This window comes from Pseudomonas farris, from assembly GCF_019145235.1.
GTDB classification, from domain to species: domain Bacteria; phylum Pseudomonadota; class Gammaproteobacteria; order Pseudomonadales; family Pseudomonadaceae; genus Aquipseudomonas; species Aquipseudomonas farris.
On the sequence record NZ_JAHSTV010000013.1, the window covers coordinates 1 to 15965 of the forward strand.

At 58.6% G+C, this 15965-nt stretch carries 13 protein-coding genes; 8 read left to right on the forward strand and 5 right to left on the reverse strand.

Annotated elements, in window-relative coordinates; all coding sequences use genetic code 11:
* Nucleotides 1–93 precede the first annotated feature (93 nt).
* Nucleotides 94–912, reverse strand: coding sequence for a posphoenolpyruvate synthetase regulatory kinase/phosphorylase PpsR (gene ppsR / locus KVG95_RS24430; RefSeq protein ID WP_007902088.1), 819 nt, complete (start codon nt 910–912; stop codon nt 94–96).
* A gap of 174 nt (nt 913–1086) precedes the next feature.
* Here ppsR and ppsA point away from each other — a divergent pair, with 174 nt between their 5' ends.
* The 8 genes from ppsA to KVG95_RS24470 all read left to right on the forward strand — a co-directional run bounded on the left by ppsA (nt 1087) and on the right by KVG95_RS24470 (nt 9201).
* Complete coding sequence (gene ppsA, locus KVG95_RS24435; protein WP_038979908.1) at nt 1087–3462, forward strand: phosphoenolpyruvate synthase; 2376 nt, start codon at nt 1087–1089, stop codon at nt 3460–3462.
* Nucleotides 3463–3565: 103 nt separating this feature from the next.
* Complete coding sequence (locus KVG95_RS24440) at nt 3566–4555, forward strand: alpha/beta fold hydrolase (RefSeq protein ID WP_217858228.1); 990 nt, start codon at nt 3566–3568, stop codon at nt 4553–4555.
* A 174-nt stretch (nt 4556–4729) separates the two neighbouring features.
* Nucleotides 4730–5221, forward strand: a complete 492-nt coding sequence (rraA, locus tag KVG95_RS24445; protein WP_038979910.1) for a ribonuclease E activity regulator RraA — start codon at nt 4730–4732, stop codon at nt 5219–5221.
* Nucleotides 5222–5246: 25 nt separating this feature from the next.
* Nucleotides 5247–6242 carry a divalent cation transporter CmaX gene (gene cmaX, locus KVG95_RS24450; RefSeq protein WP_217858229.1) on the forward strand — a complete coding sequence of 332 codons (996 nt, stop codon included), beginning with the start codon at nt 5247–5249 and terminating at the stop codon, nt 6240–6242.
* Nucleotides 6243–6305: 63 nt separating this feature from the next.
* On the forward strand, nt 6306–6554 hold the full coding sequence (locus KVG95_RS24455) for a hypothetical protein (RefSeq protein WP_007902080.1): 249 nt from the start codon (nt 6306–6308) through the stop codon (nt 6552–6554).
* A gap of 2 nt (nt 6555–6556) precedes the next feature.
* Nucleotides 6557–7381: a mechanosensitive ion channel family protein gene (locus KVG95_RS24460; RefSeq protein ID WP_007902078.1), complete on the forward strand. Its 825-nt coding sequence runs from the start codon at nt 6557–6559 to the stop codon at nt 7379–7381.
* A gap of 87 nt (nt 7382–7468) precedes the next feature.
* Nucleotides 7469–8059: an RNA polymerase sigma factor SigX gene (gene sigX, locus KVG95_RS24465; protein WP_032834987.1), complete on the forward strand. Its 591-nt coding sequence runs from the start codon at nt 7469–7471 to the stop codon at nt 8057–8059.
* 107 nt (nt 8060–8166) lie between these two features.
* On the forward strand, nt 8167–9201 hold the full coding sequence (locus KVG95_RS24470) for an OmpA family protein (protein ID WP_217858230.1): 1035 nt from the start codon (nt 8167–8169) through the stop codon (nt 9199–9201).
* Nucleotides 9202–9373: 172 nt separating this feature from the next.
* Here KVG95_RS24470 and cobA read toward each other — a convergent pair whose 3' ends face one another.
* Genes cobA through nirB form a run of 4 tightly spaced genes read right to left on the reverse strand, consistent with a single transcriptional unit; the run spans nt 9374 to nt 15636 of the window.
* Nucleotides 9374–10141, reverse strand: a complete 768-nt coding sequence (gene cobA, locus KVG95_RS24475; protein WP_217858231.1) for a uroporphyrinogen-III C-methyltransferase — start codon at nt 10139–10141, stop codon at nt 9374–9376.
* Nucleotides 10142–10151: 10 nt separating this feature from the next.
* The gene (locus tag KVG95_RS24480) at nt 10152–12869 is read right to left on the reverse strand and encodes a nitrate reductase (protein ID WP_217858232.1); all 2718 of its coding nucleotides are present in this window, start codon (nt 12867–12869) and stop codon (nt 10152–10154) included.
* Nucleotides 12869–13186 carry a nitrite reductase small subunit NirD gene (nirD, locus tag KVG95_RS24485; RefSeq protein WP_007902067.1) on the reverse strand — a complete coding sequence of 106 codons (318 nt, stop codon included), beginning with the start codon at nt 13184–13186 and terminating at the stop codon, nt 12869–12871. Before nirD ends, KVG95_RS24480 begins: the two co-directional genes overlap by 1 nt.
* Entirely contained in the window at nt 13183–15636 is a 2454-nt protein-coding gene (gene nirB / locus KVG95_RS24490) for a nitrite reductase large subunit NirB (RefSeq protein WP_052965412.1), read from the reverse strand. The genes nirD and nirB overlap by 4 nt, the downstream gene beginning before the upstream one ends.
* Between the last annotated feature and the right edge of the window lie 329 nt (nt 15637–15965).

Consider the following 15965-nt stretch of genomic DNA (forward strand, 5'->3'; position numbering starts at 1 on the left):
TTTGATCTTTGTCGTACACAAAATCTGTGTTCGCTGAAGATCAAATGTGGGAGCGGGCTTGCTCGCGAAGGCGGCCTGACAGGCGCTAAAGAACTACTTGAAACGTCGCTCCACACCTTTCTCTACTAAAATCTTCGCCGAAATCTCTTCCACGGAGAAATGCGTGGAATTGATGTGGGCAATGTTCTCGCGGCGAAACAGATTCTCCACCTCGCGCACTTCGAATTCGCACTGGGCGTAGCTCGAATAGCGGCTGTTGGGCTTGCGCTCATTGCGGATGGCTGTAAGCCGGTCCGGGTCGATGGTCAGGCCGAACAGCTTGTGATGATGGGCGCGCAGGGCGGTTGGCAGTTGCAGGCGCTCCATGTCGTCTTCGGTCAGCGGATAGTTGGCCGCACGGATGCCGAATTGCATGGCCATGTACAGGCACGTCGGCGTCTTACCACATCGCGACACGCCCACTAGTATCAGGTCGGCCTTGTCGTAATAGTGCGTGCGGGCGCCATCGTCGTTGTCGAGGGCGAAGTTCACCGCCTCGATGCGCTCCATGTAATTGGAGTTGCCACCAATGGAATGGGATTTGCCGACGGTGTAGGAAGAATGCTCGGTCAGTTCCTGTTCCAGCGGGGCCAGGAAGGTCGAGAAAATGTCAATCATGAAACCATTTGACGTTGCGAGAATCTCACGAATGTCCTGATTGACAATGGTGTCGAAAATAATCGGACGAAAACCATCGTTTTCGGCGGCTTTGTTGATTTGTTGTACCATGGCCCGCGCTTTATCCGCGTTGTCGATGTAGGGCCGCGTGATTTTGCTGAAGGTAATGTTTTCGAACTGCGCCAACAGGCTTTGACCGAGGGTTTCGGCCGTAATGCCCGTGCCATCGGAGATAAAGAAAGCAGATCGTTTCATTTGCACCTTGGGCCTTAAGCTAGTGACGATTCTTGGATATAGTAGGCGCGATTTGTCGGCCGCCAGTGGCCTGCATTCTCACTTATTTTCCAGGTCCAGGCCATACAGCCGGCAAATGCTCCCCCGAGTCGCCGGCTTCTGAGCTTTTCCAACACAGTTAGTGGAGAGATCACCTTGGTAGAGTACGTAGTTTCCCTCGATAAGCTCGGCGTCCATGATGTAGAGCATGTGGGGGGCAAGAACGCATCCCTGGGCGAGATGATCAGTAACCTTGCAGGTGCCGGTGTATCGGTGCCCGGTGGCTTTGCCACGACAGCTCAGGCATATCGCGATTTCCTGGAACTGAGCGGTCTGAACGACCAGATCCACGCCGCCCTCGACGCGCTCGATGTCGACGATGTCAACGCCCTGGCCAAAACCGGTGCCCAGATCCGTCAATGGATCATGGAAGCCGAATTCCCCGAGAAGCTCAACGCCGAGATCCGCACCGCGTTCGCCACGCTGTCGGCCGGCAACCCTGACATGGCCGTTGCCGTGCGCTCTTCCGCTACCGCCGAAGACTTGCCGGACGCTTCCTTCGCCGGTCAGCAAGAAACCTTCCTGAACATCCGTGGTGTCGAAAACGTTATTCGCGCCGCCAAAGAGGTGTTCGCTTCCCTGTTCAACGACCGTGCGATTTCCTACCGCGTCCACCAGGGCTTCGACCACAAGCTGGTTGCCCTGTCGGCCGGCGTGCAGCGCATGGTCCGCTCCGAAACCGGCACCGCCGGCGTGATGTTCACCCTCGATACCGAATCGGGTTTCCGTGACGTGGTGTTCATCACCGGCGCTTACGGCCTGGGTGAAACCGTCGTACAAGGCGCGGTGAATCCGGATGAATTCTATGTCCACAAAGGCACGCTGGAAGCCGGTCGTCCGGCTATCCTGCGTCGCAACCTGGGCAGCAAAGCCATCAAGATGATCTACGGCGAAGTGGCCACGGCCGGTAAATCGGTCAAGACCATCGACGTGGACAAGGCTGATCGCGCACGTTTCTGCCTGAGCGACGCCGAAGTCAGCGAGCTGGCCAAGCAAGCGATGATCATCGAAAAGCACTACAAGTGCCCGATGGACATCGAATGGGCCAAAGACGGTGACGACGGCAAGCTCTACATCGTTCAGGCCCGTCCTGAAACCGTGAAGAGCCGCACTTCGGCCAATGTCATGGAACGTTACCTGTTGAAAGAAACCGGCACCGTGCTGGTGGAAGGTCGCGCCATCGGCCAGCGCATCGGCGCCGGCAAGGTGCGGATCATCAAGGACGTGTCCGAGATGGACAAAGTCCAGCCGGGCGACGTTCTGGTTTCCGACATGACCGACCCGGATTGGGAACCAGTCATGAAGCGCGCCAGCGCCATCGTCACCAACCGTGGCGGCCGTACCTGCCACGCGGCGATCATCGCTCGCGAGCTGGGCATCCCGGCCGTGGTCGGTTGCGGCAACGCCACTCAGCTGTTGAAAGACGGCCAGGGTGTGACCGTTTCTTGCGCTGAAGGCGACACCGGTTACATCTTCGAAGGCGAACTGGGCTTCGACATCAAGAAAAACTCCGTGGATGCCATGCCGGATCTGCCGTTCAAGATCATGATGAACGTCGGCAACCCGGACCGCGCCTTCGACTTCGCGCAACTGCCGAACGCCGGTGTGGGCCTGGCCCGTCTGGAATTCATCATCAACCGCATGATCGGTGTGCACCCGAAAGCGCTGTTGAACTACGACGGCTTGCCGCAAGAAATCAAGGACAGCGTCGACAAGCGCATCGCCGGTTACAACGACCCGGTCGGCTTCTATGTCGAGAAACTGGTCGAGGGCATCAGTACCCTGGCTGCAGCGTTCTGGCCGAAAAAGGTCATCGTGCGTCTGTCGGACTTCAAGTCCAACGAATACGCGAACCTGATCGGCGGCAAACTCTACGAGCCGGAAGAAGAGAACCCGATGCTGGGCTTCCGTGGTGCTTCGCGTTACATCAGCGAATCGTTCCGTGACTGCTTCGAGCTCGAGTGCCGCGCCCTCAAGCGCGTGCGCAACGAGATGGGCCTGACCAACGTCGAAATCATGGTGCCGTTCGTTCGGACCCTGGGCGAAGCGAGCCAGGTGGTCGATCTGCTGGCCGAAAACGGTCTGGCCCGTGGCGAAAACGGTCTGCGCGTGATCATGATGTGCGAACTGCCGTCCAACGCGATCCTGGCTGAAGAGTTCCTCGAGTTCTTCGATGGCTTCTCCATCGGCTCCAACGACCTGACTCAGCTGACACTGGGCCTGGACCGTGACTCCGGAATCATCGCGCACCTGTTCGACGAGCGTAATCCTGCGGTCAAGAAGCTGCTGGCCAATGCTATTCAGGCCTGCAACAAGGCTGGCAAATACATCGGCATCTGCGGTCAGGGGCCTTCGGACCACCCGGATCTGGCCAAGTGGCTGATGGAGCAGGGCATTGAAAGCGTTTCGCTGAACCCCGATTCCGTACTGGAAACCTGGTTCTTCCTGGCTGAAGGTCAGGCTTCGGTCTGATTCGTGAATGAAGCCTCGGTCCAGTGTTAGTGTGGGTCGAGGCTTTAAGACTCAAGTAGGGCGGGCTCCATCTGGATGCCGCCCTTTTTTGTGCAAGAGCATTATGCAAAGCAGCAGCAACCTATTTCCTGTCGCCCTGATCAGCGCCGAACGGCGCGGTGATTTGAGCGAAGACGTCTATCGTTTGAAACCCGGCAACAGCCCCGACGGCACCGTCGAACTGGCTGTGACACGCCTGGGGCTGGCCGATGAGCCGGCGGTGCGTGGCGTGCCGGTGATTCTGTTGCACGGCAGCTTTTCCAATCGACGATTCTGGTTCTCTCCCAAAGGTCTGGGGTTGGGGGCTTATCTGACGCGTCTGGGGTTCGATGTGTGGATTCCGGAAATGCGCGGTCATGGGCTTTCTCAGCGCAATCAGGATTATCGTAAAAACCGCGTCGCCGACTACGCGCGTTACGATTTGCCGGCCATTGGCGCGTTCGTGCGCGAACAAAGCGGCCAGGTCCCACACTGGATCGGTCACTCGCTGGGTGGTATTACGCTGGCGGCGGCGCTGGGTGGGGAATACATCGGCGAGCCTGTCGTCGCGTCTGCGGCGTTTTTTGGCACTCAGGTCAGCCGCACCTACTGGCCGTTGAAGTTTCCGCCGGTGGAGTGGAGCGGGCGCTTCATTCTCAAGCGCTTTGCCCAACTGTCAGGTTCACGGCTCAAGCGCGGCCCGGAGGACGAACCGATTGGCCTGGCCCTGGAAAGCATGCGCTGGTACGGGTTGTTCGGCCGTTTTGGCGATGCCGATAAGGACTGGTGGGCAGGTTTGGCCGAGGTTCAGTTGCCAGTGCTGGCCGTGAGCGCCGCGGGCGATCATCAAGACCCGACCTGGGCCTGCCGCAAGCTGTTCGATCAGGTTGGCTCCGAGCACAAGCAATTCATCACCCTTGGCCGCGAGCAAGGCTTTGGCGATAATTTCGGTCATGTGGAAATGCTTGTCAGCAAGGCTGCGCAGACTGAAGTCTGGCCGTTGGTGGCGCGTTGGCTGGCGGATCAGCAGACGCCGTTACCGGGTGGAAAGCCGGATTTGGCCGCGGCAGTTTGAGCCTGATGCTCTAACAAGGGCATTTCGCTCGGAACGGCTTGCGGCTAAGATATGACGCATTAAGCGGTTCTGGTCACTTTTGGTGATCGACTCGATCGGCGCGTTTGCAGCCGTTCAGCCTTGGCCCGCGTATGCTGCCTATTCGATTGTCTTCCTTCTTACAGGAGTTTCTCGATGAACCATTACATCACGCCTGATCTGTGCGACGCCTACCCGGAGCTGGTGCAGGTGCTGGAACCGATGTTCAGCAATTTCGGTGGCCGTGATTCTTTCGGTGGCGAAATCGTGACCATCAAATGTTTCGAAGATAATTCGCTGGTCAAGGAACAAGTCGCACTCAAGGGTAACGGTAAAGTGCTGGTTGTCGACGGTGGCGGTTCCCTGCGCCGCGCGCTGTTGGGCGACCTGCTGGCCGAGAAAGCCGCCAATAACGGGTGGGAAGGGCTGGTGATCTACGGTTGCATCCGTGACGTCGACGTCATCGCGCAAACTGATCTGGGGGTTCAGGCCCTGGCCAGTCACCCGATGAAAACCGACCGGCGCGGTGTTGGTGAGCTCAATATTGCCGTGACCTTCGCGGGTGTGACCTTCCACCCGGGTCACTATGTTTATGCGGACAACAACGGCGTGATCATTTCGCCAAGCCCGCTGAAGATGCCTGAATAAAGCGCGTTTCAATAAAGGGGTGAGGATGTTCGAGGAAGAAAACGCGCAGTGGGGGCTGGTGCATGCCCTGGTGCTGGACGGTAAAGGCGGTGCGCGTTCGATAGCCCGGACTGAACTCGATGACTTGCAGTTGCAGGCCCATGAAAGCCTGTGGTTGCACTGGGATCGTAGTCATCCGCAAACCCAGACCTGGCTGCGTAAATACAGTGGTCTGAGTGAATTTAGTTGCGACTTGTTGCTGGAAGAGAACACCCGGCCGCGCCTTTTGCCGCTGCCGGACTCCGAGCTGTTGCTGTTTCTGCGCGGGATCAACCTCAATCCAGGTGCCGAGCCGGAAGACATGGTCTCGGTGCGGATCTTCGGTTCGGCCCAGCGGGTGATCTCCCTGCGTCTGCGGCCGTTACGCGCCACCGATGAGTTGCTGGTGCAACTGGCCGAAGGAAAAGGGCCGAGAACCGCTTCCGAACTGATCCTTTATATGGCGCAATACCTCACTAACAAAGTGCAGGATCTGGTCGGCTGCCTCTCGGAAATCGTCGATGAGGAAGAAGAAAAGCTGGATACCGACGAACGGTATACACCGGAGCATGGGGCTGTTTTGCAGATCCGTCGCAGGGCGGCCGCACTGAAACGTTTTCTGGCACCGCAGCGGGATATTTTCGGTCAGCTGACGCGGATAAAACTGCCATGGTTCGTCGAAGACGATGGCGATTACTGGAACGAATTGAACAACAGCCTGACCCGTTATCTCGAGGAGCTGGAATTGACCCGGGAGCGCGTGGGGCTGGTCCTGGAGGCCGAAGACCGGCGTCTGAGCGTGCGTATGAATCGCACGATGTACCGCTTCGGGATCATCACCGGAATCTTTTTGCCGATGAGTTTTCTGACCGGTCTTTTGGGTATCAATGTCGGCGGTATTCCGTTCTCCACCAGCCCTTATGGCTTCCTGATCGCCTGCTTGCTGGCAGGCTCGGTAGCGCTGGGGCAGTGGTGGTTATTCCGACGTTTGCGCTGGTTCTGATGATGAGTCATGTGACCCGACCAAATTTAACCGCGTCTTTCACAGATATTACGAGAGGTGCGTATGCACGATCCGTTTGAACAGTCTTTGCGTGACATGCTCAAAGCTTCGCCGTCCAGCCGTGACGACGATGCCTGCCTGGGCCGCGTGCTGAAAACCGCCAACCGCCAGGTCGGTGCCGGCGATCTGTTCAGCCTGCTGGGCCGCTGGTTGCCCGCGCTGATGATCGCCCTGAATAACGGATCGGCCCATATCTCGCCGGTTTCCCGTCTTCGTAAACCTACCGCTCGCACTGCTGATAAGGCTGATTGAATATGGAACTTGATCTCTGGACTCAGAGCCTCGTCACTGCAATGACTGCGTTATGGACCAAGGTTGCAAACTTCATTCCGAACCTGTTTGGCGCACTGGTTGTGCTGCTGCTGGGTTTTGTCGTGGCCAAACTGCTGGACACGCTGCTCTCCAAATTGCTTGCCAAACTGGGCCTCGATCGCTTGATGGGCGGCACCGGGCTGACCAAGTTGCTGTCCCGCGCCGGCCTTCAGGTGCCTATCTCGACATTGATCGGCAAGATCGTTTATTGGTTCGTTCTGCTGATTTTTCTGGTTTCTGCCGCAGAATCCCTTGGACTTGAGCGAGTTTCGGCTACGCTGGACATGTTGGCGCTGTATTTACCGAAAGTATTTGGCGCTGCGCTGGTGCTGCTGGTAGGTGTCTTGCTGGCGCAACTGGCCAATGGGCTGGTGCGTGGCGCGGCAGAAGGTGTAGGGCTTGATTACGCCGCGGGCCTGGGGCGAATTGCCCAGGGCCTGGTGATCATCATCAGTATTTCGGTTGCGATCAGCCAGTTGGAGGTCAAGACTGACCTGCTAAACCATGTGATCGTGATCGTCCTGATTACCGTTGGTCTGGCGGTTGCGTTGGCCATGGGGTTGGGAAGCCGGGAAATTGCCGGGCAGATTCTTGCGGGAATCTATGTGCGTGAGTTGTATCAGGTTGGGCAACAAGTGCGAGTTGGCGAGGTCGAAGGTCAGATCGAAGAGATCGGCACGGTTAAAACCACCGTGCTGACCGACGAGGGTGAGCTAGTCTCTCTCTCGAATCGGATTCTCTTGGAGCAGCATGTGAGTAGCCGCTAACCCGGCAAATCCTGCTAATGTATGCCGCCGCAAAAATGCCCTGAAGGGCTGCGGCGGACATTGACCTGACTGTCGGCCAGACTTGTTTTGAATAAAGCTCAATCGCTCTCCACGCGCTACGACCCCCGCGAGCTCTCTGATGAGGAGTTGGTCGCGCGCTCGCATACCGAGCTGTTTCACGTAACACGCGCTTATGAAGAACTGATGCGGCGTTACCAGCGAACATTATTTAACGTTTGTGCACGGTATCTTGGGAACGATCGTGATGCAGACGATGTCTGTCAGGAAGTGATGTTGAAGGTGCTGTACGGCCTGAAGAACTTCGAGGGGAAATCGAAGTTCAAGACATGGCTATATAGCATCACGTACAACGAGTGCATCACGCAGTATCGGAAGGAACGGCGAAAGCGTCGCTTGATGGACGCTTTGAGTCTGGACCCCCTCGAGGAAGCGTCTGAAGAAAAGACGCCGAAACCCGAGGAGAAGGGCGGGCTTGATCGCTGGCTGGTGTATGTGAACCCGATCGACCGTGAAATTCTGGTGCTACGATTTGTCGCAGAGCTGGAATTTCAGGAGATCGCAGACATAATGCACATGGGTTTGAGTGCAACAAAAATGCGTTACAAACGCGCTCTAGACAAATTGCGTGAGAAATTTGCAGGCATTGCTGAAACTTAGTTCGGCGCAAATATCTCTTACGTGTAGGCAAGTTCTGATAGACTTGCCGCCGAGTTGTCCCCCGGTTTGCGGGACTGCTTCACAATCACCAGATGGGGATTTAACGGATGAAACTGAAAAACACCTTGGGCTTGGCCATTGGTTCTCTTATTGCTGCCACTTCGTTCGGCGCTCTGGCACAAGGCCAAGGCGCAGTTGAAATCGAAGGCTTCGCTAAGAAAGAACAATTCGACAGCGCTCGTAACTTCAAGAACAACGGCAACCTGTTCGGCGGTTCGATCGGTTACTTCCTGACCGACGACGTTGAACTGCGTCTGGCCTATGACGAAGTGCACAACGCACGTGCCGAAGACGGCCGTAACATCAAGGGCTCCAACACTGCTCTGGATGCTCTGTACCACTTCAACAACCCGGGCGACATGCTGCGTCCGTACGTATCGGCTGGCTTCTCCGACCAGAGCATCGGTCAGAACGGCTCCGGTGGTCGTAACGGTTCCACCTTCGCCAACGTTGGCGGCGGTGCCAAGCTGTACTTCACCGACAACTTCTACGCCCGTGCCGGCGTTGAAGCTCAGTACAACATCGACCAGGGCGACACCGAGTGGGCTCCTAGCGTTGGTATCGGTGTGAACTTCGGTGGCGGCTCCAAGCCTGCTGCTGCTCCAGTTCCAGCACCAGCTGAAGTCTGCGCCGACAGCGACAACGATGGCGTTTGCGACAACGTTGACAAGTGCCCGGACACCCCAGCCAACGTAACTGTTGACGCTGATGGCTGCCCAGCAGTTGCTGAAGTTGTTCGTGTTGAGCTGGACGTGAAATTCGACTTCGACAAGTCGGTAGTCAAGCCTAACAGCTACGGCGACATCAAAAACCTGGCTGACTTCATGAAGCAGTACCCATCCACCACTACTACTGTTGAAGGTCACACTGACTCCGTCGGTCCTGACGCTTACAACCAGAAACTGTCCGAGCGTCGTGCAAACGCCGTTAAGCAAGTTCTGACCAACCAGTACGGTGTTGAATCGTCCCGCGTTCAGTCTGTTGGCTACGGCGAATCCCGCCCAGTTGCTGACAACAAAACTGACGCTGGTCGCGCTGTAAACCGTCGCGTAGAAGCGCAGGTTGAAGCTAGCGCTAAGTAATTAGCTCGCAGCTCAGGAAAAGCCCGGCTTAGGCCGGGCTTTTCTTTGTCTGCGATTTGGGTTTCAGAGTTGGTTGTGCGCGGCTTCTAAAAGATCGCAGCCTGCGGCAGCTCCTACATGGATTTGGCATTTATCTCTGTAGGAGTTTCCGCAGGCTGCGATCTGTTAATCCCTACAAGGATGAACACCGAGCCAGTGCAGGAACTGCCGCAGGCTGCGATCTTTTGATTTCATCACAGGCCGCCACAGCACCGATCACCAGAATCGCCGGGCTTTTGAGCTGGAAGTCGCAGGCATCGTCTTCCATGGCTGCCAAGTCGCTGCGACATTCCCGTTGGTGCGGCAGGGAAGCATTTTCGATCATCGCCACAGGCGTATCGGCAGCCATTCCGCCGGCCAGCAGTTGCTCGCGAATTTCACTGAGCTTTGCCACGCCCATGTAGATCACCAGTGTGGTGCCTCCTTGAGCCAGGGCCTGCCAGTTCAGGCTGCTGTTATCCTGAGTGTGCGCCGTGACCAGTGTCACACCACGCGCGACACCTCTCAGCGTCAGCGGAATATCGCATTGGGTCGCACCGGCAAGACCCGCGGTGATGCCATTGACCAGCTCAACCTCGACGCCACGCTCACGTAGCCACTGCGCTTCTTCACCGCCGCGGCCGAAGATGCACGGATCGCCACCCTTGAGCCGCACCACGCATTTGCCGTGGCGGGTATAACGCAACATCAGACGATGAATGAAGGCTTGAGGCGTGGAGCGACAACCACCGCGCTTGCCCACAGGAATAATTCGAGCAGTCGGGCAATGCTCCAGCACCGCGTCATTGACCAGATCGTCGATCAACACCACGTCCGCTTCGCGCAACGCTCGAACCGCCTTGAGGGTCAGCAATTCAGGGTCGCCAGGACCCGCACCCACCAGCCAGACTTTTGCGCTCATAGTGTTTTCCTCACGAGATGACGGCGACTGGCTGCGCAGTGGCGGCCAGCAAACGCTTGATTTCCGGGACGCAGGAGCCGCATTGCGTGCCACAACCCAATTCTTGTTTCAAACCCTGCAAATCCAGACCACGGCTGATGCCAGCACAGACCGCGTTCTGGCTGACGTTCATGCAGTTGCACAGGGTTTTGGTACCCGATGCCGGACCGCCAGCGCTGCCCGGTGGCGCACTCAAAGGCGCCAGCAGCCAACGGCGTAGTTGTTCGTCGGCGCGACCTTCGAGCCACAGGCTTTGCAGCCAGTGTTGAGCGAGGGTTTCACCGGCCAGGCGAATCGCGGTGATCCGACCGTTCTCGATCCGTACCCGCTTGCCGATCGAGCGCCGAGGATCGTCGTAGGCCAATACTGGGCCGTCGTTGAGCCCCAGGCATTGATCGATATCACGCAACAGCTGCGGCTCTGGCGCGATGGCGCTGGCGGCGCGTATCAGCAGTGCAGGGCGCTCACGGCCGGTAAGGCTGAGGCTTGCGTAGGAAAACGCCTCGCAGAGCGGTCGTAGCGTCTCCAAGTGCTGTTGAACATCGCCCTCTATCAGGGCGAAAAGCTGCCAAGGCAATTGCACAGACTCGAGTCGTACGCCGCTGTGTTTGAGTTCCGGTTGCTTCGACAACGGGTCGAAGGCGGGAAGGGTGAGGGTATTCACACCGCCCTTGAGAAAGCGGTCGCCCCAGTGCATCGGCAGAAACGCCTGGCCCGGACGTACGTTGTCATCGCTGCTGACCGGCACGATCACCGAGCCCCGGCGACTTTTCAGATTGATCAGATCGCCCGGTTGCAGGCGATGCCGGCGCAGTTCATCCGGGTGCAGGCTCAACACGGCTTCGCTGACATGACCGAACAGCTGCGCGGCGGTGCCGGTGCGGCTCATGCCGTGCCATTGATCGCGCAGGCGGCCGGTAATCAGAGTCAGCGGGAAGCGCGCGTCGCGTTGCTCCTTGGCGGCGCGATACGGGTCGGTGACGAACTGTGCACGTCCGCTGGCGGTCGGGAAAACTCCGTCGAGGTACAGCCGCGCCGTGCCTTCGCGGGCGCCGGCGGGGAAGGGCCATTGCTGCGGACCGAGCTGGTCGATCAATTCATGACTGATCCCGCACAGGTCGAGGTCGCGGCCACGAGTCAGGTGTTTGTATTCGTCGAAGACCTGCGCCGGGGTTTCAAAGGCAAACAGACTGGTTGCTCCAGGGCGCAGATGTTTTTCCAGGCGCTGTGCGAAATCCACGGTGATCGCCCAGTCGGGCCGTGCTTCACCGGGTGCGCCGATGGCCTGACGGACGTGGGAAATGCGCCGTTCGGAGTTGGTGACCGTGCCGTCCTTTTCACCCCAACTGGCGGCGGGCAACAGCAGGTCGGCGAACGCGGCGGTTTCGGTGGTGCGAAAGGCTTCCTGCAACACCACGAACGGGCAGGCTTGCAGTGCCGCGCGCACAGCGGTTTGGTCCGGCAGCGATTGTGCAGGGTTGGTGCAGGCGATCCACAGGGCTTTGATCTTGCCGCTGCGCATCTGCTCGAACAGTTCGATGGCCGTCAGCCCGGTGTTCGCGGGCAGTTGATCAACGCCCCAGTAGTCGGCCACTTGTGCGCGGTGTTCGGCATTGGCCGCTTCGCGATGGCCTGGCAGCAGGTTCGACAAACTGCCGGTTTCCCGGCCGCCCATGGCATTCGGCTGACCCGTCAGCGAGAAAGGTCCTGCACCGGGCCGGCCGATTTGTCCGGTGGCCAAGTGCAGGTTGATCAGCGCGCTGTTTTTTGCGCTGCCGGCGGTGGACTGATTCAGTCCCATGCACCACAGCGACAGAAAGCTCGGTGAAGTGCCGACCCATTCCGCGCATTGATGCAGTTGCTCGACGCTGATGCCACAGAGTTGCGAAACCATTGTCGGGGTGTAATCACGCACCAGGTTTTTCAGCTCGGCGAGGCCATCGGTGTGGGCCTTGATGAAGTCGCGGTCGACCCAGTCTTCCCACAGCAACAGGTGCAAAATCCCATGGAACAAGGCGACATCGGTGCCGGGCAGAATCGCCAAATGCATGTCGGCCAAATCGCAGGTGTCGGTGCGCCGTGGGTCGATGACGATGACTTTCATCTGTGGGCGGCGGGATTTGGCTTCTTCCAGGCGACGAAAGAGGACCGGGTGGGCGTAGGCCATGTTGCTGCCGACGATCATCACGCAGTCGCTCAACTCCAGGTCTTCGTAGCTGCAAGGCGGAGCATCGGCGCCGAGGCTGCGCTTGTAGCCGACCACAGCAGAAGACATGCACAGCCGCGAATTGCTGTCGATGTTGTTGGTGCCCACCAGCGCCCGCGCCAGTTTGTTGAAGGCGTAGTAATCCTCGGTCAGCAATTGCCCGGAGATGTAGAACGCAACGCTGTCCGGGCCATGCTCGGCGATGGTTTCGGCGAAGACGCTGGCGGCGTGATCGAGAGCCGTGTCCCAGTCAGTGCGGCTGCGGGCCAGGCTTTTGCCGAGGCGCAATTCCGGGTACAACGCCCGTGCTGCCAAGTCGCCAGTCAGGTGCAGGGTCGAACCTTTACTGCACAATTTGCCGAAGTTGGCCGGGTGCGCAGGATCGCCGCTGACGCCGAGGATGCGCTCGCCGTCGTGTTCGATCAGCACGCCGCAGCCGACCCCGCAGTAGCAGCAGGTCGAGGCGGTGATTTGACGGTCCATCAGCTTGCTTCCCGTAGGGCCAGCAGCACGCGGCCGTTCTCGACCCGTGCCGAATGATGGTGGGCGCAGCCGATATCCGGGGCCTGGGCCTCGCCGGTTTCCAGGTCGATCTGCCAGTTGTGCAGCGGGCAGGCCACTCGTTTGCCGTAGATCAAACCCTGGGACAGCGGGCCGCCCTTGTGCGGGCAGCGATCGTCTAGGGCGAAAACCTCATCGTCGCTCGTACGAAAAATCGCGATGTCGCCTTTCGGGCCCGCGATGATCCGCGAGCCAAGGGTGTTGATCTCTTCCAGTGCGCAGATATCCAGCCAGTTCATACCGACACCTCCAGGTTCTTCACGGGAATGACCTCGAATTCTTTTTTCAGCAGCGGCTGTTCGAGGCGTTCCTTCCAGGGGTCCTGTTCGAACGACAGGGAAAATTGCAGGCGATCGTTCAATGCCTTGCGCCGCTCCGGGTCTTCCAGCACGGCTTTCTTGATGTGTTCCATGCCGACCCGTTGCAGGTAATGCACGGTGCGCTCGAGGTAGAAGGCTTCTTCGCGATACAACTGCAGGAACGCGCCGTTGTATTCGCGCACTTCTTCGGCGGTTTTCAGTTTGACGAAGAACTCCGCGACTTCGGTTTTGATCCCGCCATTGCCACCGATGTACATCTCCCAGCCGGAGTCCACGCCGATAATTCCGACGTCCTTGATCCCCGCTTCCGAGCAGTTGCGTGGGCAACCGGAGACGGCCAGTTTCACTTTGTGCGGCGACCACATGTTGAACAGGTCGTGCTCAAGCTCGATGCCCAGTTGCGTGGAGTTCTGGGTACCGAAGCGGCAGAACTCGCTGCCGACACAGGTTTTTACCGTGCGGATGGATTTTCCGTAGGCGTGACCGGACGGCATGTCCAGGTCTTTCCAGACGCCTGGCAGGTCCTGCTTTTTGATCCCCAGTAGGTCGATGCGCTGGCCGCCGGTGACCTTGACCATTGGCACGTTGTACTTGTCGGCCACGTCGGCAATGCGCCGCAGCTCTGAAGGATTGGTCACACCGCCCCACATCCGCGGGACTACAGAGTAAGTGCCGTCTTTCTGAATGTTGGCGTGGGCGCGTTCGTTGATCAGGCGCGATTGTGGATCGTCCTTGGCTTCGCCCGGCCAGGTGGAGATCAGGTAGTAGTTGAGCGCCGGACGGCACGTGGCGCAACCGTTCGGGGTACGCCAGTTCAGGTAGCTCATGGTGCCAGCGATGGTCAGCAGGTGCTGGTCGCGGATGGCCTGGCGGATTTGGCCGTGGTTGAGGTCGCTGCAACCGCAGATGGCTTTTTCGCTTTTCGGTTTGACGTCCGCCGCGCCACCCACGGTGTTGATCAGGATCTGCTCGACGAGACCGGCGCAGGAGCCGCAGGAACTGGCGGCCTTGGTGTGTTTCTTCACATCATCGACGCTGAACAGACCGTGTTCCTGGATGGCCTTGACGATGGTGCCTTTGCACACGCCATTGCAGCCGCAGACTTCGGCGGTGTCGGCCATGCTCATGGCTTTGTCCTGGCCCTGGTGTCCTACGTCACCGAGGGCGTTTTCGCCGAACATCAGGTGATCGCGGATCTCGCCGATGCCATGGTTCTCACGAATCTGCCGGAAATACCAACCGCCATCTGCCGTATCGCCGTACAGACAGGCCCCGACCAGCACGTCATCCTTGATCACCAGTTTTTTGTAGACCCCGCCGATCGGGTCGGAGAGGGTGATGGTCTCGGTGCCTTCGCCGCCCATGAAGTCGCCGGCGGAAAACAGGTCGATGCCGGTGACTTTCAATTTGGTCGACGTCACCGAACCCTTGTAGGTGGCGAAACCCAGTTGGGCGAGGTGGTTGGCGCATACCTTGGCCTGTTCGAACAGCGGCGCCACCAGACCGTAGGCGATACCACGGTGGCTGGCGCACTCGCCGATGGCGTAGACCCGAGGGTCGTAGGTTTGCATGGTGTCGTTGACCAGAATCCCGCGGTTGCACGGGATGCCGGATTTTTCCGCGAGTTCGGTGTTGGGGCGAATACCGGCGGCCATCACCACCAGATCGGCGGGGATGATGTCGCCGTTCTTGAACTGCACCGAGCCGACCCGGCCATTGCCGGCGTCGTGCAGAGCCTGGGTCTGTTCGCACAGACGGAAATGCAGGCCGCGGGCTTCCAGGGCGGTTTGCAGGAGTTGGCCACTGGTTTTGTCCAGTTGCCGTTCCAGCAGCCATTCGCCGATGTGCACCACGGTGACGTGCATGCCGCGCAGCATCAAGCCGTTGGCGGCTTCAAGACCCAGCAGACCGCCGCCGATGACCACGGCGTGCTTGTGGGTCTTGGCGGTGTCGATCATCGCCTGGGTGTCGGCAATGTCGCGGTAGCCGATTACGCCCTGCAAAGTATTACCTGGGATCGGCAGGATGAACGGGGTCGAACCGGTGGCAATCAGCAGGCGGTCGTATTCGGCCTCGGTGCCGTCTTCGGCGATGACCCGGCGTTTGACCCGGTCGATCTCCACCACTTTGCGGTTGAGCAGCAGCTTGATGTTGTTTTCCAGGTACCAGTCCAGATCGTTGAGCACGATCTCTTCGAACGTCTGTTCGCCGGCCAGTACAGGCGACAGGAGGATGCGGTTGTAGTTGGTATGGGGTTCGGCGCCGAAGACCGTGATGTCGTACAGCTCATTACTCAGCTTGAGCAGTTCTTCCAGGGTACGAACCCCGGCCATGCCGTTGCCGATCATCACTAGTTTTAGTTTTTTCATCAGGTTCTCCGGGGAGCTCGGGCCTGCCTCATCAGGGCATTCAGGCCTTGCTCGACAAAATTTTGCGCAAACAAAAAAAGGCGTCCCGCTAGTTAACTAGCGAGGACGCCTTTGTCCTTGTCCCGTTCTCTCGGGCAGCGCAGCCTTCCACGTTGAAGGTTGGGCTTTATGTATGTTGGGAAAGGTAATGCAGTGGTTGTGCCAAGTCGCACAAATGCCGAATTTATGGGCTCTCAGCGTGGGAGGAGGGTGTTTGCGTGCACCGGTTCAATGCGCTATGCCCGTTTTTGAAGCAGAAAAGTCAAAAGATCGCAGCCTGCGGTCATTCC

Coding starts and splice junctions, on each gene's coding strand:
- ppsR (WP_007902088.1), bottom strand. CDS start 912: ATGAAACGATCTGCTTTCTTTATCTCCGATGGCACGGGCATTACGGCC.
- KVG95_RS24440 (WP_217858228.1), top strand. CDS start 3,566: ATGCAAAGCAGCAGCAACCTATTTCCTGTCGCCCTGATCAGCGCCGAA.
- rraA (WP_038979910.1), top strand. CDS start 4,730: ATGAACCATTACATCACGCCTGATCTGTGCGACGCCTACCCGGAGCTG.
- cmaX (WP_217858229.1), top strand. CDS start 5,247: ATGTTCGAGGAAGAAAACGCGCAGTGGGGGCTGGTGCATGCCCTGGTG.
- KVG95_RS24455 (WP_007902080.1), top strand. CDS start 6,306: ATGCACGATCCGTTTGAACAGTCTTTGCGTGACATGCTCAAAGCTTCG.
- KVG95_RS24460 (WP_007902078.1), top strand. CDS start 6,557: ATGGAACTTGATCTCTGGACTCAGAGCCTCGTCACTGCAATGACTGCG.
- KVG95_RS24470 (WP_217858230.1), top strand. CDS start 8,167: ATGAAACTGAAAAACACCTTGGGCTTGGCCATTGGTTCTCTTATTGCT.
- cobA (WP_217858231.1), bottom strand. CDS start 10,141: ATGAGCGCAAAAGTCTGGCTGGTGGGTGCGGGTCCTGGCGACCCTGAA.
- KVG95_RS24480 (WP_217858232.1), bottom strand. CDS start 12,869: ATGGACCGTCAAATCACCGCCTCGACCTGCTGCTACTGCGGGGTCGGC.
- nirD (WP_007902067.1), bottom strand. CDS start 13,186: ATGAACTGGCTGGATATCTGCGCACTGGAAGAGATCAACACCCTTGGC.
- nirB (WP_052965412.1), bottom strand. CDS start 15,636: ATGAAAAAACTAAAACTAGTGATGATCGGCAACGGCATGGCCGGGGTT.